Raw genomic sequence first — 24253 nt, forward strand, 5'->3', positions numbered from 1 at the left:
TATCATTTTAATACTAATTTAAATTTAAAAATTTAATCTACTTTTTTGTAAAATACGCCCAAAAATCAAGGAGTTTTGCGATGAAAATCGTGCTTGCGACATCAAATTTAGACAAAGTAAAAGAGATAAAAGAGTTTTTAAAAGGCTATGAAATTTACGCACTAAGCGAGGTTGTGAAGCCGTTTGAGATCGTTGAAGATGGTAACACCTTTCAGCAAAATGCGCTCATAAAGTCAAGAGCTGTCTTTGCAAAGCTTAAAGAACAGGGGCTTGATAGTGAATTTGTCTCACTTAGCGATGATAGCGGCATCAGCGTGGATGCACTTGGTGGCGAGCCAGGGATCTACTCAGCTCGCTACTTTGACCTTGATGAAAATGGCAAAGTGCGCGGCAAAAACGCAAATGACGCAAACAATAGAGCAAAGCTAATTAGCAAGCTAAAGGCGTTAAATTTAAAGAGCTCACTAGCTCACTACACCGCCTGTATCGCCATTAGCTCAAAATTTGGAGATTACACGACGCATGGCTTTATGTACGGCGAAGCGATAAACGAGGAGCGTGGCACAAACGGCTTTGGCTACGACGCACTTTTTATCCCAAATGGCTTTAACAAGACGCTTGGCGAGCTAGATAACGAGACAAAGCTTAAAATTTCTCACCGCTCAAAGGGGCTGGAGCTTGCAAATTTCGTGCTAAAGAGCCTAAAGAAAAACTTTAGTTAAGCTCCTTTAGCCCCTTCTTTGCTCGCTCCAAAAGACCAAGCGTACGAGGGTTTTGCTCCTTGCCTTTTAAAATTTCAAATACTTCTTTGTAGTTTTTGGCAGCTTCGTCCTTTTGCTCAAGCTTTGCTAGGTCGTTAGCGACTTCTATTAACAGCTCTGATCGCACAAGCTCGTTGCCACTTAGCTCTGGCGTGATATCAAGCAAATTTAATGCTAAAATGTGCTTGTCGTAGGCTTTCGCAAAGTCATTTTTCATGTAGTAGGTGCTGCCGATGGACTTTATGCAAAGCAGCCTGTCGCGCATTGGGGTATTTGGCGTGACGTCATAAATTTTTTGAGCTTCATTAAAGTTAGCAAGCGCCTCGTCATATTTGCCTAGCGCCTTTTTTGCTGCGCCTATGTTTTGATAAGAGCGCGCTAGCAGCAGTTTGTCGCTAACGTTTGCCGCAAGCTCTAGGGCTTTTTGTGAGAGCTCTAACGCCTTTTGTGGCTCTTTATTTACCATGCAAATGCTAGCGCCATTTATGAGCGAAGTGATCGCCTGCTCAGTGTTGCCATCTTTTAAGCAGACATCAGTCGCTTGCTCGGCTAAATTTATGGCTCTCTCCAAATTTCTATCGCTTTTATAAAACTCATTCACACTCTCTTGCACCAGCTCGTCGCAGCTACTTGCAAAGAGGCAAATAGGCGCTAAAAATGGCAAAATTTTCTTCATCTTTTTACCTTTAAAATTTGGCTCATTTTACCTTTTGAAGCTAGAAATTTATATTAACTTTGCTAAAATCACTAAAATTTTAAGGAGCCAAAAATGTCAAATATCTTAATCATCGGAGCAGGCGGCGTTAGCCAAGTCGCAACCGTAAAATGTGCGATGAACTCGGATGTTTTTACAAATATCACCCTAGCAAGCCGCACAAAAAGCAAGTGCGACGCGATCGCTAAATTTATAAAAGATCGCCTTGGCGTGCAGATAAAAACCGCGCAAATCGACGCTGACGACACAGCGGCTGTGGTGGAGCTCATCAAGCAAACAAAGGCTGATTTGCTTCTAAACGTCGCGCTGCCATATCAAGACCTAACTCTTATGGACGCTTGCGTAAAGGCTGGCATACCTTACATCGACACCGCAAATTACGAGCACCCAGACACTGCAAAATTTGAGTATAAGCTTCAGTGGGCGAAGGATGGTGACTTCAAAAACGCTGGCACCATGGCACTTCTTGGCTCTGGCTTTGACCCAGGCGTGACAAACATATTTTGCGCTTATGCACAGCAAAATTTATTTGACGAGATCCACGAGATCGACATCCTTGACTGCAACGCTGGCGATCACGGATATGCTTTTGCGACAAATTTCAACCCAGAGATAAATTTACGCGAAGTTAGCGCAAATGGCCGCTACTGGGAGGCTGGCAAGTGGATCGAGACAAAGCCTATGCAGATCATGTTTAAGTGGGACTACCCAAAAGTTGGCGTCAAGGACAGCTACCTGCTCTACCACGAGGAGCTAGAAAGCTTAGTAAAAAACATCAAAGGACTAAAGAGAATTCGCTTTTTCATGACCTTTGGACAAAGCTATCTAACCCACATGAAGTGCCTAGAAAACGTGGGAATGCTCCGCATAGACGAGGTCGAGCATAACGGCGTTAAAATCGTGCCGATCCAGTTTTTAAAGACGCTTCTGCCTGACCCTGCGAGCCTTGGTCCACGCACAAAAGGTAAAACAAACATCGGCTGCGTGATACGTGGGCTAAAGGATGGCAAAGAGCGCCAAGTCTATATCTACAATGTCTGCGACCACGAGGCTTGCTACGCTGAGACCGGCGCGCAGGCTGTTAGCTACACCACAGGCGTGCCAGCGATGATCGGCTCGCTAATGGTCGCAAAAGGCATCTGGAGCGGCAAAGGCGTCTTTAACATGGAAAATTTCGACGCAAAACCTTTCATGGACGAGCTAAATAAGCAGGGATTGCCGTGGGAGATGATAGAGATGAAGCCAGGCGAGAGATACGAAGTTTAAATTTAGACTTGTCTCGTGAGTGTCTTTTGCGGAGCTTGAAATTTTCACCCTTCGACAGACTATATGTCTAGTCTCGGGATGAAAATTCCTTCGCAACCACAAAATTCATCTCACGATACTTCGTCAGAGACGTTGTGATATTTAAATTTAACAACACGCTCCGCTTAAAAATCGAATTTCGCCTCGCCTAAGCGAAAAATACTTCGCCTAAATTTGTTAAATTTAACCACTAAATTTTATCTCTCCTTTTTGGTTGCAAGCTATTTTTCACAACTCTTTTACAAATTTTCAAATATAATAAAGCCAAAATTTAAAAGGAAATTTTAGTGCTAACGATAGAAAATTTATATATTTTGATAGCGGCCCTTGCGCTTGTTTGCGTGATACTAGTAGCTTTTTTGATAAATGCAAATTTGCAGAAGGCAAAACAAAGAGAAAATTTAGAAAATTTACAAGATGAGCTAAAAGATAGCGAGCGACTAAATATCGAGCAAAGAGCAAAGCTTGAAGCAAATAACGACAAGATAAATGAGCTAGCTAAAAATTTAGACGAGTATAAAATTTCGCTCAGACAAAAAGATGAAAAAGAGGACGAGCTAGAGCGTGAGCTAAGGCATCTAAACGAGGAGCTTGGCAGCCAGACAAAGATGGCTGAGATGGCAAAGTCGCTATCTTTAAATTTGCAAAACGAGCTTGGTGCAAAAGAGGATGAGTTAAAAAGATCAAACGAGAGTGAAAACGAGCTAAAACGCGCTATCGTCGCACTAAAAAGTGAGATCGAGGCCAAAGAAAACATCCTAAGATCACAAGAAGAGAATTTAAAAAAGGTGAAAAATGAGCTAAATTTAGAGTTTGCAAACCTTGCTAATAAGATATTTGAAGAAAAAAGTGCAAATTTCTCAAAAAACAGCAAAGAGTCGCTTGAGCTCTTACTAACGCCACTTGGCGAGAAGATAATAAGCTTTGAAAAGAGGGTAAATGACGCTCACAGCGACTCGCAAAAGAGCGCAGGCGAGCTTAGTGCGCAGCTAAAAGAGGTGGTCGAGCTTGGCAAAAATATGTCAAAAGAGGCAAACTCGCTAAGCACGGCGCTAAAAGGCAGCAACAAGGTCCTTGGCAACTGGGGCGAGATGCAGCTTGAGCGAACACTGGAAGCTGCAGGGCTAGAAAAGGGCACGCACTACACTACGCAAGAGAGTTTTGATGTGAGCGGCAAAAAGCTCATACCTGACTTTGTCATAAATTTCCCAGACGACAAACAGATGATAATAGACAGCAAAGTCTCACTCCATGCCTATGAAAAGGCGGTTGCGGCGGCTGATCTAGCCCAGAGCAAACTAGCTCTTGGCGAGCATATTGCCTCAATAAAAAAGCACATCGACGAGCTAGCTAAAAAAGACTACTCATCGCTTGTTAAAAGCCCTGATTTTGTGCTGATGTTTGTGCCAGTTGAGCCGGCATTTTTGGAGGCTTTGAAATTTGATCCAAATTTGTTTAACTACGGCTATGAGAAAAAAGTGGTGCTAGTCTCGCACACGACGCTCATGCCGCTACTTCGTGTGGTGGCAAATTTATGGCGCATGGAAAATGGCAACAAAGAGGCGAAGGAAATTTTAAAAAGCGCAAATGAAATTTATGAGAAATTTTGCACCGTCGCTGAGAAGCTAAATAGGCTTGGAAACTCGGTGAGATCGGTAAATGATAACTTCAACGAGGTCGTTAAAAGCGTGAGCGGTCAAGGTGGACTTGATAGCAGGTTGGAGAAATTTAAAAAGATCGCTATAAACCCCAAAGATACGCAGATAAAAGAGCTTGAAGCAAGACCTAGAGAGATCTTGCTAGCTAGCTCGAAAGAGTAAATTTGGAGCTTTTAAATTTAGTGATGCATGTGCATATTAGTTGAGTTATCATCACTCATATTTTGCATCATCTTGTGGTGATCGTGCATTGGCATATCTGCTGGCATGTTCATCGGCATATTCATATGCATATCCATCTCACCGTTTTCAGCCTTGTAGCCAGTTATGGTAGGATCAACCATGCCAAATATCATCGCGACGTGTCCGACGATCAAGAAGAATATGAGTAGGCAAAAGTGAAGTTTTAGCTTTGCCTTTTGGCTTGCGTTTTTATAGATCAAATTTAGCTCTAAAAGTGCGATGCCAAGAAGTGGTATGACGCCGATGAGATATGAGTAGATAGCGATGACATCGGCATATCCACGCCATTTTATACTTGGATAAATTTTTGCCATAAAATAGATCACAAGAGCTGTAAAATAGACCCCAAGCACTATGCCAACAAATTTGCTAACAGCCTTAAAGCCAGCATTTTTGCCGCTATCCATGTGATACATCGTAAAAAACTCCATCGCCACTAAAAGCTCCGCAAGCCCCATAGGTATCACCATGTAGAGGATTAGATTGTAGGGTTGATCGAGCGATAAAAGCTCCATGTAGTGTGTCATTACCATTGTAAATCCTTTGTAAAAATTTAAAGAAATTTACTACCAAAGGGCTAAGATAGTTAAAAAATATCAAGAATAGTTGCGAAAATTAAGCGAATGTTAAATTTACTCCTAGCTTGGTTAAGAGCAAATTTAACCATTTTAGTCTTTAAACTCGTGTGAGATGACTGGGGAGAATTCCTCCCAGTGAAGCTTAGTTTTAAAGGTTGGCATCTTGCTTTGATAAGGCTCTTTTTTAAGCGCAGCAACCGCGACACTATCGCCTTGTGGCTTGGCTGGTGCCTCTAGGCTTAAAACGGCTCTTTCAAGCTCGATGAAGTCTTGCAAGATGAGCGCATACGAGCGGAAGAAATTTGCATTTTTATGAGCTAAAAGCAGCGAGCCAAACTCATCCATAAATAAATTTAAAGTCTCGCCAAAGAGCTTGTCGCTGATATTTTTTGCGCCGTTAAATTCGTCATTTAAAAATGTTGCCATCGCCAAAAATATAAAGCCAACATAGTCCTCACTATCTTTGCAAAGCTCCTTATCACGCCTATATGGGCTAAGCTTTAGGCAGTGTATCACCCTAAGTCTAGCCGCGCCGTTATCTCTACCCTCTTCATAAAATGAGGCGCTTAAAGGGATATTTGTAAAGCCAAAAAGAACCTCATTTTGCTCGCTTGTAAGCTCATCAAAGCTAAATTTATCTAAATTTGCAAACGCCTTTGCACTTTGCTCGCTCAAAGGATTTTGCGCTAGGTAGCTAAGCTGCTCTTTCCACCTTGCAAACCCCTCATCACTGGTGTGAAAAAAGAGTGGATACGCCAAAAATTCGTAAAAATATGACCTTGCTTTTATGATGTTTTTATCCATTTAATAAATCCTCTTTCATCGCATTTAGCTGGGCTTGCACCATGATCTTTGCCTTGCAGTCAGCGCAGCAGTAAAGTGACTTGATCTTGGCTCTGTCGTTGCCAAAACGTGGCTGCATGATCGCTGCGATCTTCTCGACCGCTTTTTTAGTCGCAAACTCTTTTCCGCACTCCACGCAGGCAAATAGCTCGTCATGCGCAAGCTCGCTATAAACGAAAAACTCAGGCTTAAGAGCGATCTTGCCGACCTCAAGTGAGATGGTGTTTTTCTCAGCGCAGCTTAACTCGCAGTAGCCGCAGGCGGTGCAAACGCTTGGGTTAAATAAAATAGAATTTGTCTTTTTATCAGCCACCAAAGCGCTTACGTTACAAGCTCCAACACAGCTAAGGCAGAGCGTACAGGTATCAGCATTTATTGTGACTTCGCCATATCTTATCATCTCGCCGCTTTTTACGACGCCAAGATCGTCACTACCTACGATAAATTCAAGCCTTTTGGCAAAAATTTCTCTCTTTGGCAGCGCGTATTCGTTTATAGAGTGCTGAGAGCCGTCTATAAATTTAGCCTTTTTTAGCGCACTCTCAAGGCTAGCCTTGTCTTTTGCGTGATATATCGCACTCTCTTTAAATTTAAGCTCATAAATTTGATTTAATATACTAATGGCGTCTTTTTCGCCCTTGCCAAGGCTCTTGCTGTATAAAATCACACTCGAGCCACTCTCTTGAAGAAGTGTCAAAAAGTGCGTTTGGCTTAAGAAGTGGGCGGCTGAGATGGCAAAAGGTAGGACATTTTCTGGTAGGCTCACGTTTAGCTCATCTAGGCTCATCTCCTCAGGCACGATAAGAGGGATCTTGCCTTTGTAAAGCTTTGCCACAGCGGCAAATGAGCTTTGTGGCATTAGTGTGTAGTCGAGCGCGCCACTAGGGCAGACGCTGATACAGTTTCCGCAGTTTGTGCAGTCGATCGCTGAAAAGATAAGATGCTTTGTCGCGTCCTCTTTTAGGATGGCAACCGTTGGACAAACCTCGGCGCAACGACCGCAAATTTCAGTCCTGCGCTCGTGATACTGACAGATTGATGAGTCGTATTGAGTAAAGCTTTTGTATCTAAATTTTGGGCTTTTTGCATTTAAAATTTCAAGCACTTTTTCATCTTTTAGCCCTGAAATTTCGTAGCAGCCGCTTTGTTTTAGCATATAGTCCCTTGCGTTTTCAACCAAGAAAAAGTCGCAATCAACCTCAAATTCGTCATTTGCTCTAAGCACCAAAACGCTTAGCTCGCCAGCTGCGCCGTATATAAATTTGACTTCAAAATGCGTAAGCTCAATGACTTTGTAGCCATTTTCTTTTAGTAAATTTGCTAGCTCTGCTCGGCCTGAGTTGCTTACAATGACGACATTTTTGCCGACCTCTTTTTCGTAATCCACATCCTTTGCCATGTCAAAGGCGCTCGCTCTTGCCTCGTAGAGTAAAAGGGTATTTTTGGCTTTTTCTAAGACGCTTGCGGTGGTATTTTTAAGGTAAAAATTTATCTCAGGTGCTACGACATTTGCCTTTAGCTTTGGAGAGTTTGAGACTAGATAGTCGCCATTTTCGTTGTTGATCTCTATCTGCTCGTTTAGCATCAAAGCATCGTCAAAATCGTTATAAAAGCCAAATTCTTTCATTGTTTCTCCTATTATCAAAAACGGGCTTATTCTAATATTAATGGGATTAATAGACTCTGAAATTTATATCCTCTTTTTTTGCTCTAAGTTTTAATTTATAATATTTTTATGTTAAAATCACGCCTTGGTAAAACTAACTTACTAGGAGCGCAAATTGAACGATTTAAGAAATATCCCACAAGTTGATAAGATCATAAAAAATGAAGTATTTTCGGGACTTGATACGAGTTTAGTCACTATGCTTGCAAGGCAAATTTTAGATGAGGTTAGGGCTAAAATTTTAAATGAAAATGCAAGTTTTAGCGGCGAAGAGATAATAAATTTGATCCTAGATGAGTATGATAAATTTAACGAAGCTAGCCTTCAAAGGGTGCTAAATTTAACCGGCGTTGCCATACATACAAACCTCGCTAGAAGCGTTATAGATAAAGAAATTTTAAGCCGTGCGACACCTGTTATCACAGGATATTCAAACTTAGAGTACAACCTAAAAACAGGCAGCCGAGGCAACAGATATGACTACGTTGGCTCTCTTGTCGCAAGGGCCTTTGGCTTTGAAGACGCCATCGTTGTAAATAACAACGCAAGCGCTGTATTTTTGGTGCTAAATACCTTTGCAAAGGGCAGAGAAGTGGTCGTTAGCAGAGGCGAGCTAGTCGAGATCGGCGGTAGTTTTAGAGTGCCAGAGGTGATGGCAAATGCAGGCTGCATCCTAAAAGAGGTCGGCACGACAAACAAAACTAGGCTAAAAGACTACGAAGAGGCAATTAATGAAAATACGGCGATGCTTGTGAAGGTTCATAGATCAAATTTTGACATTGTTGGCTTTAGCGAAGAGACTACGGCAAATGAGCTAAGCGAGCTAGCAAGCAGGCGAAATTTGATAGATTATTTTGATCTTGGCAGTGGATTTTACGGAAATTTGCCCTTTAACTTAGACAAAAACGAGCCAGATCTAAAGAATTTAAAAGATGTTTCGCTAGTTAGCTTTAGCGGCGATAAGCTGCTTGGTGCGGTGCAGTGTGGCATTATTGTCGGCAAAAAAGAGCTCATCGCAAAGCTTAGAAAAAACCAGCTTTTAAGGATGCTTCGTGTCGATAAAGTGATCATCTCGCTTTTGGCTGAGAGCATGAAAGCCTATCTAAACAAAGAATTTGAGCTAATCACAACGCAAAAACTACTTCACAAAAGCGTAAAAGAGCTTGAAAACTTGGCAAATTTTATAAATAAAAGCCTAAAAACTCCGCTTGAGATAGTGCGAACTTCTACCTTTGTAGGAGGCGGTGCTATGCCAAATAAAAAGATCCCAAGTGTGGCTTTGACATTTAGTGGTGATGCAAATTTAAATGAGCTAAAATTTAGGCAAAAAAAGGTGATCGGACGCATAGAAAATGACAAATTTATGCTAGATCTCAGGTCGCTTCTTGATGAGGACGTAGAGACGCTAATAAAAATAATAAATGAAACGGAAGAAAAATGAGTTTAATAATAGGAACAGCAGGGCATATCGACCACGGCAAAACCGCGCTTATAAAGGAGCTAAACGGCTTTGAGGGGGACAATCTTGAAGAGGAGAAAAAGCGTGGCATAACGATCGATCTAAGCTTTTCAAATTTAAGCAAAAATAGCGAAAATATCGCATTTATCGACGTGCCAGGGCATGAAAATCTCATAAAAACGATGATAAGTGGCGCGTATGGCTTTGATGCGTGCTTGTTTGTGGTGGCGGCAAATGACGGGCTTATGCCCCAAAGTTTGGAGCACCTTGAAATTTTAAATCTCCTTGGCGTGAAATCTGTGATCATGGCGCTTACAAAGTGTGATCTCGTTGATGAGGCCACCATAAATTTAAGAAAAAAAGAGATAAGAGATAAAATTTCTAAATTTAAAAACCTGCAAATTTTAGAAATTTTCGCCGTTAGCATAAAGGATAAGGCAAGCATCGATGAGCTTAGAAACTATCTCTTTACACTAAAAGCCAAAAAGCGCGATGAGGACGGCGTTTTTAGATACTACATCGATAGGGTTTTTAGCCTAAAAGGTATCGGAAATGTCGTAACTGGCACCGTTATAGAGGGAAGCGTTAGCAAAAATGAGAAGCTTTTTAACTACGACGCTGGCAAAGAGGTGCTAGTAAGAAGCGTGCAAAGTCACGATGAATTCGTAGAGCGCGCAGGTGTTAGCAGCCGTGTGGCGCTTAATCTAACAGGTATCGAGCTTAGCGAGCTAAAAAAGGGACAGCTACTTAGCAAAAAGGGCTTTTTTAGAGGATTTAGAGAGGTTGATGCGGTCGTAACTGCTAAAAGCTTGATCCACTCCCAAAACGTGACATTTTGCGTGGGCGCTAAAAACGTGCCCGCAAAGGTGCTAATCCTTAGCCAAAAAGATGATAGCTACTTTGTCACCTTTAAATTTCAAAGCGATATGTTTTTGAAATTTGACGAGGCCTTTGTTCTTATCTCAGACGCACGTGTGATAGGCGGTGGTAGGGTGCTAAACCCAGTGCTTGAGCCACTAAAAAAGGCTGGCAAAATTCTCTTTTTAGCCTCGCTTTTAAGGCATGACTTTGTAGAGGCATTTTCTATCCTAAAAGAGGCTCACAAAAATGGTTTTGGCATCATCTCTTCTTATCAAAGATTTGGTCTAAATCACGAAGAGGCCGTGGCAGTAGCCAAAAAAGTTTCAAACGTCTTTGTCGATGAAAAGGCTTTAAATATCTACGATCTAAGCGCGGTTGAGCGGATAAAATCAGCCATTAAATTTATGATAGAAAAGAATGAATTTGCTGTCTTTTCAGCTCAAAGCATCAGTCTAAAACTTGCTTGGGCTAGTCAAAATTTAGCCCAAAAAGCGCTTGATGAGCTTGAAAGTGTAAATTTAATCTCAAAAGATAGTGGCGTCTATACAAAAAAAGGCGTTGATCTTAGCAAACTAAAAGTTAGGCTTGAAGAGAAAATTTATGAAATTTTAGAAAGTGGCAAGTTAGCCCCAACAGCGCCATATAATATATATGATGATTTAGAGATAGATAGAGTTAGTGGCGACAATGCCCTTAAAAAGCTAACCGCAATGGGCAGGGTCATAAGGCTAGAGCATAACCTTTTCATCACTAGAAATTCACTAAAAATGGCACTTGATAAACTAAGAGAGATCATAAAAAATCAAGGCTTTGTAAATGTCACAAACGCCAAGGATGCGCTAAATTTAAGTAGAAAATATATAATCGCCTACCTTGAGCAGCTCGATCTTGAGAGTGACATAATGAAGCAAGGAAATGATAGGGTTTTTCGCAGTTAGTATTCATTTACAAAAAGCAAATATAATCCGCCAAATTTTTAAAAAGGATAAAAATGAAAAAAGTGATCTTAGCCTCAATCATCGCGGCAACTAGCCTAATGGCAGCAAGCGATAAGCAAATAGAGGACTTCTACTCTCAAATGGTTGATAGTAGCGTAAAAGTAAAGGTAGCTGATCGTCACAAAGTGGCAGGCGACATCGAAGCTGTCGTGGTAAAACTAAGCAAAGATGGCAACTCACAAGATGAGATCGTTTTTACAAAAGGTGACTTCATCTTCCCAGACGTGATTGATCTAAAAGAGCAAAAATCATACCTAGCTGAAGTGAAAAAAGAGGTCATCGCAAAGGGAATTTCTAAAATTTATAAAGATGAGGACAAGGCAAACATCATCGTTCTTGGTAGCGACCCTAAAAAGCCAACTATCATAATGTTTTCAGACCCAGAGTGCCCATACTGCAGAGCTGAGCTAGCAAAGATCGAGACAACTCTAAAAGATAGCAACGTAGAGATCGTCCTAACTCCAGTGCATGACATCTCATCACTTCAAAAAAGCTCACTAATCTACAAAGATGCAAAAGCTGCTAAGAGTGACAGTGATAAGGTTAAAATTTTAAGAAAATACTATGCTGAAGACTACAACGTAGATGATAAGAGCGTTAGCAAAGATGATGTCGCAAAGATCGATAGTCTTCGCAAAAAATACTTTGCAGCTGGTGTTAGATCGGTGCCATTTATCGTAAATAAAAGCGATCTAAAATAACATTTTCTAGGGAGCTCTCCCTAGAATTTCTACTACAAATAAATTTCATAAATTTAAAGTATATTTAACTATATTTTTAATAAATACTTAATATTTGTAATTAAACTTTTATATTTACTTTGCTTAACTTAGAAATATGCTAAATTTACATAGTTTAACTTTGGGCTATTAAAATGCCCTAAAATAGGCTATTTGTGATATTTTAGAAATTCTAAATATGCAAATTTTACATATTAATGAACCAAATTTCTCAAAAATTTTTGAGGCATAAGGAGGAAAAATGCAAGGATCAAGAAGAGATTTTCTTAAAAAATCTCTAAAAGTCGGTGCTGCCGGCGGAGTACTCGCAGTCTCAGCCGTAGCAAAAGTGACTAGTGATGACTTGGCTCCTGATGACAATGGCGTTGTCGTAGGCAAGTCTAACAAAAAAGAGGTGCTTTATAAAAAAAGCAAGAACTGGGAAACCTACTATAAAATAGCATACTAAGGGAGATAACCATGAGTGATGCACGTATAGGAAGACGTTCATTTTTAAAGCTAGCCGCACTAGGTGCAGGCACTACAATGGCTTTTGGACAAAATGATACGATCAGGCAGGCGAGCGCAGAGGAGATAAAAGACCCTTTCCCTGGCTCAAAAAAGGTTAGAACTATTTGTTCTATATGCTCAGCAGGCTGTGGTATCGAGGCTGAGGTACAAGATGGTGTTTGGGTTCGTCAAGATATGGCGATGTTTCACCCGATATCTCAAGGCTCACACTGCTCAAAAGGTATCGATCAGATCGACCTTACACACAGCAAGCAACGCATCAAATATCCTATGAAAAAAGTTGATGGCAAATGGCAAAGAATTTCATGGGATCAAGCTGTAAATGAGATCGGCGATAAGATGCTTCAGATCCGTAAAGAAGATGGTCCTGATAGCGTTATATTCTTAGGATCTGCGAAATTTAACAACGAGCAAGCATATTACTTTAGAAAATTTGCTGCGTTTTGGGGCACAAACAGCAACGACCACGTAGCAAGAATTTGACATAGCGCAACAGTCGCCGGTGTGGCGAATACTTGGGGTTATGGCGCGATGACAAACCACTTTGGAGATATGGCTGCAAATTCAAAATGTATATTTATAATAGGTGCAAACCCAGCTGTGGCAAATCCAGTTGGCGGTATGAAGCACACTTTGCAAGCAAAAGATAGAAACAACGCAAAGGTGATCGTAGCTGATCCAAATTTTACAAAATCAGCCGCTCATGCTGATCTATACCTAAGACAAAGATCAGGCACTGATATAGCGCTTGTTTATGGACTTATCCACATCATCTTAAAAAATGGCTGGGAAGATAAAGAATTTATAAAAAATAGAACTTACGGCATCGACGAGATAGCAAAAGAGGCTGAGCACTGGACACCAGAGGTCACATCTGACGTTACAGGCGTGCCAGTTGATAAGCTGATAGAGGCTGCAAATATCCTAGCTCACACAAAACCAGGCACAGTGGTCTGGGCTCTTGGCATCACACAGCACTCAGTTGGTAGCTCAAATACGAGAATTTTACCTATCCTTCAACTAATCCTAGGCAATATGGGCAAACCAGGTGGTGGCTGTAACATCATCCGTGGTCACGACAACGTTCAAGGCTCAACCGACATGTGTAACCTCTCAGATAGCTTGCCGATGTATTACGGACTAACTGATGCGGCTTGGAAGTACTACTGTCAAGGCTGGGGTGTTGATTATGACGAGTTTGTAAAACGCTTTGCAGTCTCAACCAAAGAGCCAAAACAAGGCGGCACACCAGTTAAAAACACTGTTTTTGAAGAGTATTACTACCACGATCCTAAAAATCCAGAGGATAGAAACTGGAGAAATGAAAAAGGCTGGTCGCTTTCAAAATGGTGGCAAGGCGTCTTAAAAGAGGAAAATACCTTTAGTAGTGGTGCGTTAAGAGTTCTTTGGGTTCAAGGAACTGGCCTTACATCTATGGCGCACCTAGCTAAAATTCAAGAAGCGGCTTCAAAACTAGATATGATCGTAGTTGCTGAGCCATTTGTAAATGAAATTTCTATCCTTTCAGATAGAAAAGATGGCGTTTATATCTTGCCAGTGGCAACTGCCTTTGAAAACGAAGGTCACCTAAACGCTACAAACCGCTCAGGTCAGTGGAGAACAAAAGTCGTTGATCCACTTTACGAGAGCAAGGGCGATCACGAAGTAATGTTTGCATTTGCTAAGAAATTTGGCTTTTACGATGAATATGTAAAAGGCATGAAGATGGCTGTCGTAGATAGAGAGCTAAAACAAGTAAAAGATGACTTTGTGTGGCCAGATGATGCGACAAACGAGATAGCAAGGGTTGGAAATTCTATCGGTTATGGCGGCAGAACTGCTGAGATGTTTAGACGTCACCAAGCAAACTGGGATAAATTTGACCCAGATACACTAATAGGTCTTGGTGGCGAAGTAAAAGGTGAGTACTACGGCAAGCCGTGGCCAGCATGGGATGAAAAACACCCTGGCACACCGATACTTTATGATATGAGCAAGTCTTATGCAGAGGGTGGCTCTGGCTTTAGAAACCGCTTTGGCTTAGAGCATAACGGCGTTAGCCAGCTAGCTAGCGAAGAGAGCACTCTTGTTGGCTCAGCTATAAAAGGCGGCTACCCACAAATCACAAAAGATAATATAGAAAAAGTCCTAGGCATCACTCTAACAGAAGAAGAGAAAGCTAAGATCGGACCTAGCTGGAGCATGGATTACAGTGGTATCATCTTAGAAAAATGCCGTGAAAAAGGCGTCGTGCCGTATGGTAACGCAAGGGCTAGAGCTATCGTTTGGGAATTTCTTGATCCTATTCCAAAACATAGAGAGCCTATCCACTCACCACGCTGGGATCTTGTCCAAAAGTATCCAACTTTTGATGATCAAGCTAGAAATTTCCGTGTTTCTACTAGATTTAAGTCAGAGCAACAAGCAAAAGACTGGTCAAAAGAGTTTCCTATCGTATTTAGCACGCAACGCGTCGTAAATTTAAGCGGTGCGGGAATGATAGAAAGAACTAGTAAATATCTATCAGCTATCACGCCTGAGATGTTTGCTAACGTTCATCCTGAGCTTGCTTTAAAATACGGCATAAAAGACCGCGATATGATGTGGATCCACAGCCCGCAAGGCACGAAGATCAAAGTAAGGTGCTATCACAGCTATATGGTCACTCCAGATAGAATTTGTATGCCTTACAACTTCGCTGGCGTTATGCAAGGTGTCGATCTCTCAGCTCGCTACCCAGAGGGCACTAAGCCTTATGTTATCGGCGAGAGCTTTAACACAGTTACTAACTACGGATTTGACCCTGTTACTCAAATTTCAGAATTTAACGCAGGTCTTTGCCGCATAGAAAAAGCTGAAGAGAATACCTTTAAAACATCGTTTTATCACGAGTATGGCGAGAGAGACGCCTTAGGTAAAGAGTAAGGAGAGAAAAATGGCAAGAATGAAATTTTTTGTAGATACTAATAGATGTATCAGCTGCTATGGATGTCAAGTCGCTTGCTCTTCTGCTCACGAGCTTCCAGTTGGAATTTATAGAAGAAAGGTTATCACACTTCACGATGGTATCGAGGGCAAAGAGGTTTCAACTACTATCGCGTGCCAGCACTGCACCGACGCGCCTTGCGAGCAAGTTTGTCCGGTTGATTGCTTCTACATTAGAGCTGATGGCATCGTGCTTCACGATAAAAACAAGTGCATAGGCTGTGGATACTGTTTATATGCTTGTCCATTTGGTGCGCCGCAGTTCCCTAAAGACGGGGCATTTGGCGTAAAAGGCGTAATGGATAAATGCACTATGTGTGCAGGCGGTCCAGAGCCAACTAACTCACACGAGGAGAGAGAGCTTTACGGTCAAAACAGAATGGCTGAGGGCAAAGTGCCTATGTGTGCGGCCATCTGTGCTACAAACGCGCTTTTAGTTGGCGACGCTGCTGAGGTTTCAAATGTATATCGTAAACGCGTTATGCTAAGAAATACTGGACTAAACGTATAACACTAAGGAGGGCACTTGCTCTCCTTTTAAATTTATAAAATTTAAATTATCTTTATGATTTTTATAATCTAAAATTTCATCAATAATTTTTCTTATCTATTGAAATTAGCAAAAATATATAACTTTTTTATCTCGATATGAAATTTTACTCTGATCCTCTAAAGCCCTAAATTTACGTAAAGTTGATTATTAGATTGTAAAAAATATTATTTATGCTTTCAATTTACATTCTTTTATGATAATCGTTTTTATTTTAATCAAAGTAAAGTCTTGGTAATATCTCACTTTAAAATAATTTCACAGGTGGTTTAATTAATGAATAAATTTTTTAAATTTATGCTTATCATGCTACTGCCTATCTGGCTTGTGGCAAAAAATGACGACTACACACAAGTCGCAGCTCAGATAAAAGAGTCATTACAAAAAGTAATAACAGAGTATAGAGCTGGCAATGTCGAGCAAGCAGTTAGCGATACTCAAAATGCTTATTTTGGTCTATTTGAAGATGTCGAAGCTGGCATCAGAATAAATTTAGGTCAGAGAAAAGCTTACTCTATGGAGAAGCAGTTTGGTGAGATCAGAAAGGCGATAAAAGCTGGCGAAGCACCAGATGATGTGCAAAAAAGAATAGATCAGATAAATAGCGAAATCGCTGAAGTTCTGCCAGTTATCTTAAATGGACATAAGCTTGTTGGTGAGTACTCAGACAGCCCAGCACAAGCTGCTGTAAGTGGCTATGACACTTCTAAATTTATCCCTGAGTGGAAGGTGGCATTTGAAAATTTATCAGCTACTCTAGATAAAGCTATAGCAAGCTACGAGGGCGATAAACAAGATGATGCTAAAAATTCTATCCAAGATGCTAAATTTAATGATTATAGAAACACTCAACTTGAAATCGCCGTTCGCCAATATATAGAAAATGGCAAAAGCATAGATGCTGACATCCAAAGAAAGATGGGTGAAGCGATCAGTGGCATCACTAATGGCATAACAAAAGATGATTTTAAAACAAAGCTAGAAGAGATCAAAAAACTAGCTTATGATGCCGTTGCAAAACTTCCAGCTGAAACAGTAAAACTAGCAAAAGTTGATATGAGCAGTGCAGCATCTAGCGATAGCAGCGAAGATAGTGGCACAGACTACACTCAAACTGTTAAAAACATAAATGACAAAATTCAAGCAGCCATCGCGCTTTACAAAGGTGGCAATAGCGCTAAAGCTATGGGCGATATCCAAGACATCTACTTTGATGAGTTTGAAGGTAGCGGCATGGAGAACAAAGTAGGTGCGATAGATGTAAATTTAAAAACAGCTATCGAAGCTACATTTGGTAATCTTGTGGCCCTTATGAAATCAGGTGCAGACGAAAAAACACTTGAAGAGAGTGCAAGCAAGATGTCATCTCAGCTAGCAGCCGCACTTGAGAAAACTAGCGGTTCAAGCTCACCTTGGACGCTATTTATCTGGGCTCTAACTATCATCTTAAGAGAGGGTTTTGAAGCTCTTATCATCGTTGCAGCCGTCGTTGCATATCTTGTAAAAACTGGCAATGCAAAATCTATGGGCAAGGTCGTATATAGCTCAGTTGGCGTAGCTGTCATCTTAAGCTTTGTCATGGCTTGGATAATGAACGTCATCTTTGGCGAGGCAGCAGGTCAAAAAAGAGAGCTTATGGAAGGCATCACGATGCTTGTTGCAGTGGGACTTCTATTTTACGTTGGCTTCTGGCTTCTTTCAAATGCTGGCGCTAAAAAATGGAACGACTACATCAAATCACACGTATCTGAGTCTATCTCAAGTGGCTCAAGCACAGCGCTTTGGTGGACTGTATTTTTAGCAGTATTTAGAGAGGGCGCTGAGACAGTGTTATTTTATCAAGCGCTTATCTTTGACGCAAAAGACTCAGCTGGCTACTCAATGATCGCAGCTGGCTTTGTTGTAGGTCTTATAGTTCTTTTAATAGTCTATTTCTTATTTAAAATTTTCGCTGTTAAAATTCCTATTAAACCATTTTTTATATTTACATCAGCGATCATCTTTTATATGTCGATCGTCTTTGTTGGCAAGGGCGTTGGTGAGCTAGTTGAGGGCAAAATTTTCATCCCAACTATCATAAAAGGACTAAATTTTCCTGACTGGATGAGAGACTGGCTAGGACTTATGCCATATTACGAGAGCTTAGTACCTCAAATCATTATGGTGCTTGCCCTAATTATAGGCATCGTTATCATGAAATCAAAACAAAATAAAAACTAATCTTAATTTAAAGGAGAGGATATGAATAAAATTCTTAGTTCAGCTCTAGCACTTAGCCTAGCAGCTAGTTTTGCACTTGCTGGAGAGCACCCAATCGGCGAGCCTGTAGAGGCTAATGGCATGGAGATAGCTGCAGTTTATCTTGAGCCAATCGACATGGAGCCAAAAGGCGTTGATCTAGCTCCAAGCTTGGCTGATCTTCACTTAGAGGCTGACATCCACGCTATAAAAGGCAACAAAAACGGCTTTGGCGAAGGCGAGTGGATCCCATACCTAAAGATCAACTATGAGCTAAAAAACCTTGATAATGGTAAAACTAAAAAAGGTACATTTATGCCAATGGTTGCAAGCGATGGTCCACACTACGGTGCTAACGTAAAAATGGATACAGGCGTAGGTAACTATGAGCTTAAATTCCACATCGACAATCCAGAAAAACAAGGCTTTGGTCGCCACGCTGACAAAGAGACTGGTGTTGGTAAATGGTTTGAGCCTTTTACAACAACTTATAAATTTCAATGGACAGGTGGTCCTGTTAAATAATCACTTTGGGGCGTTCTCGCCCCTTTTTAAAAATTCTCATAGGGTTTAGTTATGTCAATTTACTTCTATCAGGTCTTTTTAGCCCTCCTTGGATTTACGCTTTTTGCTGCCTTAAATAACAATGGCAAAAGTTTAAAAACGATCTTTTTACCATCATTTCTTGGCGTTGTTGCTGGTGTGCTTATCTTTAAAGCTGCTCGTCATGCGCTTGTTGATGACCAGTTTAAAATTTTCATAGATTCAGTGACACTGGTTTTTCTACTAATTAGCATTTTATGGATATTTTTCGAGCTTAAGATAGCAAAAATCGTAACATTTTTTATTTTAGGCATCGGCTTTGGCTTTGGTTATAGCTCAAGTAGTGCATTGTTCCCACTTTTCGGCGGCGAGCTGCTTGACACACTTTCAGTTATAAGCTTCTTTTTGATGATCTTTGCGATGATCTTGATGCTGTTTTTATTTTTCTTCATTTCAAATTTAAAATCTAGCATCCCATCATCAGTAGCTAAAATTTTAGCTCTTATCACACTAATATTTTTACTAGTTGATAGAAGCTCACAAACTGCACTTGAGCTTTTACGTGCAGGCGCTTTAAAGATAAGTAGCGAGCTAAATTCTCAAATTTTATCTATCAGCGCAAAAGGTATCTACGTCACAGAATTTAGTGCCTATTTTTACATAGTTGTGATCCTACTTTTATGCATCATAGCACTTTGCTTTATGCCAAAAAGTATCGATAAGAGCACATTTGGCTCTATTAAATATCGCTTTACAAAAGCTATTAGAGAAAATGTCTTTGACAATGCAAAATTTGCATTTTGCAGTGTTTTAATAGCGCTTGGCTTCTCACTTTATTTTGATCTTTACGCATCTCGCCCACCTCAAATTTCAGAGCCACTCTTGGTTGAGCCAGTGGGAGATAAATTTATATTTGATGTTGATATGTTAAAAGATAACGAACTTCACAGATTTGCCTACATCACAGATGAGGGCAAACAGATAAGATTTTTCTTGCTAAACCGCTTTAGCGACCGCCCATCTCCAGTCATCGTCTTTGACTCGTGCATGATTTGCGGCGATATGGGCTACATAAAAAGAGGAAATGATCTTATTTGTATCTCTTGTAATGTTAGAATTTTCTTGCCGTCAGTTGGTAAAGAGGGCGGTTGTAACCCGATCCCTATGGCATTTACCTTCGATGGTAAAAATATCATAGTGGATTATAAAACGATCGTCGCAGGAGCAAACTACTTTAGCAAGGTCGTTGAAAAGATGGTGCTTGATCCTGTAAGCCACAAAAAGGTGAGCAATCTTGATTCAAGATCATATTTATACTATGGACGCACATATTTCTTTGAGAGCAACGAAACTCAGGCGAAATTTGAAGCAAATCCAGAAAAATATGTAGAAACAAATGGAACGTTAAAATGAAAAATATGCAACTAAGAATGATAAAAAGCTCGATCACTGGCTCAAAGGTGCAAAAGACGATGGCGTTTATCACTATCTTGCTAGCTGCTCTTTTGATAGCTTGCATGCTAAATATCACGCTAAAAATCGGCGATCAAGTGGCAAGCGAGCTTAGAGGATATGGCTCAAATATCGTCGTTTTACCACGCGGTGAGAGCCTAAGCATCGAGATCGAGGGTAAAAATTTTACCCCACTAAAATCACAAAATTTACTCCCAGAAGCTGATATCTACAAGATAAAAGAGATCTTTTGGAGAAATAATATCGTCGCCTTTGCTCCGTTTTTAGAGACAAAGGTAAAAGACGCTAAAGGCGATGAGTTTAGCTTTGAGGGGACATATTTTGATAAAAATATCGGACTAAAAGATGAGCCAGAATTTAGCACAGGCGTTAAGAGCTTGTATGGATTTTGGGGTGTTGAGGGCGCTTGGCCAAAAGATGAGAGCATGGATGAAATTTTAGTAGGAGATGAGCTTGCAAAGGCTAAAAATTTAAAAGTTGGCGACAAACTTAGCCTTGCTGGCAAAAACGGCACAAAAGAGGTTAGCGTGGTTGGCATCTTAAAAGGGGCAAGCGACGAGGCACATAAGCTAATAGGCTCACTTAAACTTGCTGGCGATCTCTCAGGGCATCCTGGCTCATATACAAAAGCTGAGGTCTCAGCCATGACAATCCCAGAAAATGACCTATCGCTAAAAGCAAGAAGAAATTTAGACAACCTTGATAGCGCAGAGTACGACAAATGGTACTGCTCAGCCTATGCAGGCTCGATCGCATTTCAGATAGAAGAAAATTTACCAAACGTTAGCGCAAAAGCTAGCCTTCAAGTAAGTGATGCTGAGAGTAATATCGTAAAGAAAATTCAAAGCCTAATGGGTATCGTTAGTATCATCGCTCTTGTGGTCTCAGCCATCGGTATAACATCGCTAATGACAAGTGAAATTTACCGCCGTAAAAAAGAGATCGGCCTTTTAAAAGCCATAGGCGCAAGTAACTTTGAAATTTACGCCCTTTTTGCTAGCGAAAGCCTTGTGGTTGCCTTTTTTGCTGGTATCACTGGAGCATTTTTAGGATACGCGCTAAGCTACGTGATGTCTTATATCATCTTCTCTCACGGCATAGGCATAGCATGGATCGTGCTGCCAATTAGCGTGGCATTTGCCTTGCTTATCTCAGTCGTTGGCTCGCTAATGCCAATGAGAAACGTCATAAATTTACTACCTGCGGAGGTGCTATATGACCGCAAATAGCAAATTCTTTTACAACCTGATCTACAAAAGCCTAAAAAATGGCTCATCAAGGGTTATGGTCATCGTGATCTCGATCTTGCTTGGAGCGTGCGTGTGTGCGGCATTTGTTAATGTCTATCTGGATATCGACTCAAAGGTCTCACGCGAGCTAAAAACTTATGGTGCAAATATGATCTTTGGTCCAAAAGATATGGCAACAAGTGATGATATGAGCGAAAAAACCTATAATGAAATGATCGCTAAAGTGCCAAAAGACAAGCTTCTTGGCGAGAGCGGTTATCTCTTTGCTCAGGCAAATATCGGTCCGACAAATGCCATCGTCATGGGGACAAAATTTAGCAATCTAAAAAAGGTTAAGCCGTTTTTAGATGTTAGAGATGGAACTATGATAAATGTCGATTTTGACGATAAAAACGTGCTAATAGGCGTCGATCTTGCTCGTCAAGCTGGCTTTAAAGCAGGCGATGATATAGAAATTCGTGCCATTGGCTCAAATGAGAGCATAAATGTAAAGATAAAAGGCGTAGTGGCAAGTGGCGATAAAGAGGACGCTCTTTTGATCACGTCGCTATCTTTGGCTCAAAAAATTTCAAACAAAGCTGGCAAGATAAACTACGCTGAAGCTGTTGTGCTTGGAAATTTTGACGAGATAACATCGCTTGCAAAAACTATAAGCAACGATGAAATAGTCGCAAAACCAGTGGCAAAGGTCTCAAAGTCTGAGGGCTATATCTTAGAGAAGATCAAACTTTTAATGGCGCTTGTCAGCCTTGTCATCTTGCTCATTACTTCAATGTGCGTAAATACAACGCTTAGTGCTATCTTGCTCTCTCGATCACGTGAGATCGCACTTCTTAGAGCCATAGGCGCAAGCAAAAAAGATGTGCTAAGGCTGTTTGGCTTTGAAACATTTGTGACAGCGCTCATCTCAGCGTTAGTTGGAGCGTTTTTAGGTTATCTACTAGCTCAAATTTTAGGTTATGCGATATTTGATTCTAGTATTGATTTTAGAATTCTAAGCATCCCAGTAGCTGTGGTCATATCACTTCTTTTTGCAGCGATCGCAGCGTTTTACCCGATTAAGCGGGCACTTAATAACAAAATGGCAGATACACTAAGAGGAGAATGATATGCAAAATGCACTAGAACTTAAAAATATTTGTAAAATTTTTGGCGATGTAAAAGCACTTGATGATATAAGTTTTGAGGTTAAAAAGGGCGAGTGGGTCAGCGTCATGGGACCAAGCGGTAGTGGTAAGAGTACGCTTGTAAATATCCTTTCTCTAATGGATACTCCAAGTAGTGGCGTATATATGCTTGGCGGCGATGATGCGAGCAACCTAAATGCCGATGATACGCTTAAATTTAGACGTGAAAAGATCGGACTTGTCTTTCAGCAGTTTCACCTCGTGCCATATCTTAGCGCGCTTGAAAACGTGATGATAGCGCAGTATTATCACAGCTCAGTTGATGAAGAGGATGCTAAAAAAGCCCTTGAGGCAGTTGGCCTCTCTCACAGGCTAACACACAGACCAAGTCAGCTAAGTGGCGGCGAGCAACAACGTCTTTGTATCGCGCGCTCACTCATAAACGACCCTGAAATTTTAATAGCAGATGAGCCAACTGGTAACCTTGACGAGGCAAATGAGAGGATCATACTTGATCTTTTTTGCAAGCTAAGAAAAGAGGGTAAGACGATACTTCTAGTCACTCACAACCCAGATCTAGGCGAGTATGGCGATAAGATCGTCTATCTAAGACACGGCAAGCTAGAGAAAATTCGCACTATTGAAAATCCAAAGGTGCCAAATGCGATATAAAATTTTACTTTTATGTCTAGTCTCAGCCCTAGTTTTGGGCTGCGTCAAGCAGTATGAGAAGCACCACATCACTCTAAATGACTCAAGTGGCATCGATACGCAGTTTTTCCCTACCGAAAAGCGCCTAAAGATCGGCGATAAGCCATATATGCTATTTTTCTTTGGCACGGACTGTGGCGTGTGCAAGGCCGCGATCCCTGATCTAAACGCACTTGAAAAAGAGTATGGCAAAGAGGTTCAGTTCATTGGCATTTTAGGGCCTAGCAAGGGCTTTGATAAGGATATCAAAATCTTAAAAGAGCACAACATCACCTTTAAAACTACAAGCGACAAGGTCTCGGTGGATTACTTCAGCAAGGCAGTTGGTGGCGTTATGGGCGTGCCAGTTATCTATTTTTTTGATAAAGATGGTAAGATGCGATCAAAATTTATCGGTCTTACACCAAAAAGTGTGCTTGAAGGTGCTATAAGATCGCTCTTATAGGAGTGAAGATGAGAAATTTCTTTTTATTTGTTCTAGCGGTATTTTTTGTCGGATGTGCTAGCAGCACGCCAAATATCTCGGTAAAAACGAGTGATCCGATATTTTTTACGCTTGGTGAAGCAAACAAAAGCGTCTATGTAAATTTTAAAAATAGCGCGACCGGACAAGATGTAAATGCTGAAATTTTAAGCGAATTTGCAAAGGCTGGCTTTAGAAATGAGCCAAATATCAAAAATGCCGACTTCATCATCCTTGGCGACGTGCAAAGCTTTTCTAGGACAACCAAAAGAGATCCTAGATTTTCAATGGGCATGGGATATGGCTTTGGCAGACCAAGTTTTGGCTTTGGTTACTCGATGTTTTTCCCGTTTGATTATGATGACTATGATGACGACTTTAGCACAAACAGCTATGCTTACTACATGCAAGTAAGCGTGCTAGTGCGCCCAAAAGATGGCGGTGAGAAAGCGACAAATATCTCTCTCATGCAAGCTGGCAATGTCTATTCGCCAAGCTACATCTGGCCATTTTTCAAAGAGCGCCTAGCAAAACAGATCGTTAGCTTTTTTTATAACGTCTCACAAAGGTAGAGAA

21 protein-coding genes and 1 pseudogene are annotated in these 24253 nt (G+C 40.9%); 18 read left to right on the forward strand and 4 right to left on the reverse strand.

Annotated features, from left to right (window positions below; translation table 11 throughout):
• Nucleotides 1–80: 80 nt before the first annotated feature.
• Complete coding sequence (locus tag FZ945_RS04155) at nucleotides 81–722, forward strand: non-canonical purine NTP pyrophosphatase (protein WP_148802668.1); 642 nt, start codon at nucleotides 81–83, stop codon at nucleotides 720–722.
• Here FZ945_RS04155 and FZ945_RS04160 read toward each other — a convergent pair.
• Nucleotides 715–1437, reverse strand: a complete 723-nt coding sequence (locus FZ945_RS04160) for a tetratricopeptide repeat protein (RefSeq protein ID WP_148802671.1) — start codon at nucleotides 1435–1437, stop codon at nucleotides 715–717. The two genes, FZ945_RS04155 and FZ945_RS04160, sit on opposite strands and share 8 nt — an antisense overlap.
• A 93-nt stretch (nucleotides 1438–1530) precedes the next feature.
• Between FZ945_RS04160 and FZ945_RS04165 the strand changes: the two genes are divergently transcribed.
• Both FZ945_RS04165 and FZ945_RS04170 read left to right on the forward strand, forming a co-directional pair.
• Nucleotides 1531–2742 carry a saccharopine dehydrogenase family protein gene (locus FZ945_RS04165; protein WP_148802674.1) on the forward strand — a complete coding sequence of 404 codons (1212 nt, stop codon included), beginning with the start codon at nucleotides 1531–1533 and terminating at the stop codon, nucleotides 2740–2742.
• Nucleotides 2743–3068: 326 nt separating this feature from the next.
• Nucleotides 3069–4601: a DNA recombination protein RmuC gene (locus tag FZ945_RS04170; protein ID WP_148802677.1), complete on the forward strand. Its 1533-nt coding sequence runs from the start codon at nucleotides 3069–3071 to the stop codon at nucleotides 4599–4601.
• A 17-nt stretch (nucleotides 4602–4618) separates the two neighbouring features.
• Here the strand turns inward: FZ945_RS04170 and FZ945_RS04175 are convergent, their stop codons facing one another.
• The 3 genes from FZ945_RS04175 to FZ945_RS04185 form a co-directional block, all read right to left on the reverse strand.
• Nucleotides 4619–5215, reverse strand: coding sequence for a DUF6803 family protein (locus FZ945_RS04175; protein WP_148802680.1), 597 nt, complete (start codon nucleotides 5213–5215; stop codon nucleotides 4619–4621).
• A 135-nt stretch (nucleotides 5216–5350) separates the two neighbouring features.
• Complete coding sequence (locus tag FZ945_RS04180; RefSeq protein WP_148802682.1) at nucleotides 5351–6064, reverse strand: TorD/DmsD family molecular chaperone; 714 nt, start codon at nucleotides 6062–6064, stop codon at nucleotides 5351–5353.
• Nucleotides 6057–7730 carry a 4Fe-4S binding protein gene (locus tag FZ945_RS04185; protein ID WP_148802685.1) on the reverse strand — a complete coding sequence of 558 codons (1674 nt, stop codon included), beginning with the start codon at nucleotides 7728–7730 and terminating at the stop codon, nucleotides 6057–6059. Before FZ945_RS04185 ends, FZ945_RS04180 begins: the two co-directional genes overlap by 8 nt.
• Before the next feature lie 154 nt (nucleotides 7731–7884).
• On the opposite strand from FZ945_RS04185, the gene selA reads away from it, so the two are divergent.
• The 15 genes and pseudogenes from selA to FZ945_RS04260 all read left to right on the forward strand — a co-directional run bounded on the left by selA (nucleotide 7885) and on the right by FZ945_RS04260 (nucleotide 24249).
• A complete protein-coding gene (gene selA / locus FZ945_RS04190) occupies nucleotides 7885–9210 on the forward strand; it encodes an L-seryl-tRNA(Sec) selenium transferase (protein WP_148802688.1) in 1326 nt (441 codons plus the stop codon).
• Nucleotides 9207–11027, forward strand: a complete 1821-nt coding sequence (gene selB / locus FZ945_RS04195; protein WP_148802692.1) for a selenocysteine-specific translation elongation factor — start codon at nucleotides 9207–9209, stop codon at nucleotides 11025–11027. Before selA ends, selB begins: the two co-directional genes overlap by 4 nt.
• A 53-nt stretch (nucleotides 11028–11080) precedes the next feature.
• Entirely contained in the window at nucleotides 11081–11788 is a 708-nt protein-coding gene (locus FZ945_RS04200) for a thioredoxin domain-containing protein (RefSeq protein WP_148802695.1), read from the forward strand.
• A 280-nt stretch (nucleotides 11789–12068) separates the two neighbouring features.
• Nucleotides 12069–12275 carry a twin-arginine translocation signal domain-containing protein gene (locus FZ945_RS04205; RefSeq protein ID WP_009294906.1) on the forward strand — a complete coding sequence of 69 codons (207 nt, stop codon included), beginning with the start codon at nucleotides 12069–12071 and terminating at the stop codon, nucleotides 12273–12275.
• A 77-nt stretch (nucleotides 12276–12352) separates the two neighbouring features.
• A pseudogene (locus tag FZ945_RS10515) lies at nucleotides 12353–12547 on the forward strand (hypothetical protein); the annotation flags it as partial.
• A 60-nt stretch (nucleotides 12548–12607) separates the two neighbouring features.
• Nucleotides 12608–15262 (forward strand): formate dehydrogenase subunit alpha, encoded by a 2655-nt coding sequence (locus FZ945_RS04215; protein WP_508610025.1) that lies wholly within the window; start codon nucleotides 12608–12610, stop codon nucleotides 15260–15262.
• A gap of 10 nt (nucleotides 15263–15272) precedes the next feature.
• Complete coding sequence (gene fdh3B, locus FZ945_RS04220) at nucleotides 15273–15833, forward strand: formate dehydrogenase FDH3 subunit beta (protein WP_103597256.1); 561 nt, start codon at nucleotides 15273–15275, stop codon at nucleotides 15831–15833.
• Between the two features lie 315 nt (nucleotides 15834–16148).
• Nucleotides 16149–18092 (forward strand): FTR1 family protein, encoded by a 1944-nt coding sequence (locus tag FZ945_RS04225; RefSeq protein WP_148802698.1) that lies wholly within the window; start codon nucleotides 16149–16151, stop codon nucleotides 18090–18092.
• A 21-nt stretch (nucleotides 18093–18113) separates the two neighbouring features.
• Entirely contained in the window at nucleotides 18114–18635 is a 522-nt protein-coding gene (locus tag FZ945_RS04230; RefSeq protein ID WP_148802701.1) for an iron transporter, read from the forward strand.
• Nucleotides 18636–18686: 51 nt separating this feature from the next.
• The gene (locus FZ945_RS04235; protein ID WP_148802704.1) at nucleotides 18687–20066 is read left to right on the forward strand and encodes a Fe-S-containing protein; all 1380 of its coding nucleotides are present in this window, start codon (nucleotides 18687–18689) and stop codon (nucleotides 20064–20066) included.
• Entirely contained in the window at nucleotides 20063–21355 is a 1293-nt protein-coding gene (locus FZ945_RS04240) for an ABC transporter permease (RefSeq protein ID WP_021084560.1), read from the forward strand. Before FZ945_RS04235 ends, FZ945_RS04240 begins: the two co-directional genes overlap by 4 nt.
• Nucleotides 21342–22484 (forward strand): ABC transporter permease, encoded by a 1143-nt coding sequence (locus FZ945_RS04245; protein WP_148802707.1) that lies wholly within the window; start codon nucleotides 21342–21344, stop codon nucleotides 22482–22484. The genes FZ945_RS04240 and FZ945_RS04245 overlap by 14 nt, the downstream gene beginning before the upstream one ends.
• Nucleotide 22485: 1 nt before the next feature.
• Nucleotides 22486–23175, forward strand: a complete 690-nt coding sequence (locus tag FZ945_RS04250; protein ID WP_004317741.1) for an ABC transporter ATP-binding protein — start codon at nucleotides 22486–22488, stop codon at nucleotides 23173–23175.
• Complete coding sequence (locus FZ945_RS04255) at nucleotides 23165–23659, forward strand: TlpA family protein disulfide reductase (RefSeq protein WP_148802710.1); 495 nt, start codon at nucleotides 23165–23167, stop codon at nucleotides 23657–23659. The genes FZ945_RS04250 and FZ945_RS04255 overlap by 11 nt, the downstream gene beginning before the upstream one ends.
• An 8-nt stretch (nucleotides 23660–23667) precedes the next feature.
• Nucleotides 23668–24249, forward strand: coding sequence for a hypothetical protein (locus FZ945_RS04260; RefSeq protein WP_009294895.1), 582 nt, complete (start codon nucleotides 23668–23670; stop codon nucleotides 24247–24249).
• Nucleotides 24250–24253 lie beyond the last annotated feature (4 nt).

It is taken from the genome of Campylobacter concisus, from assembly GCF_902460535.1.
GTDB lineage: Bacteria > Campylobacterota > Campylobacteria > Campylobacterales > Campylobacteraceae > Campylobacter_A > Campylobacter_A concisus_AS.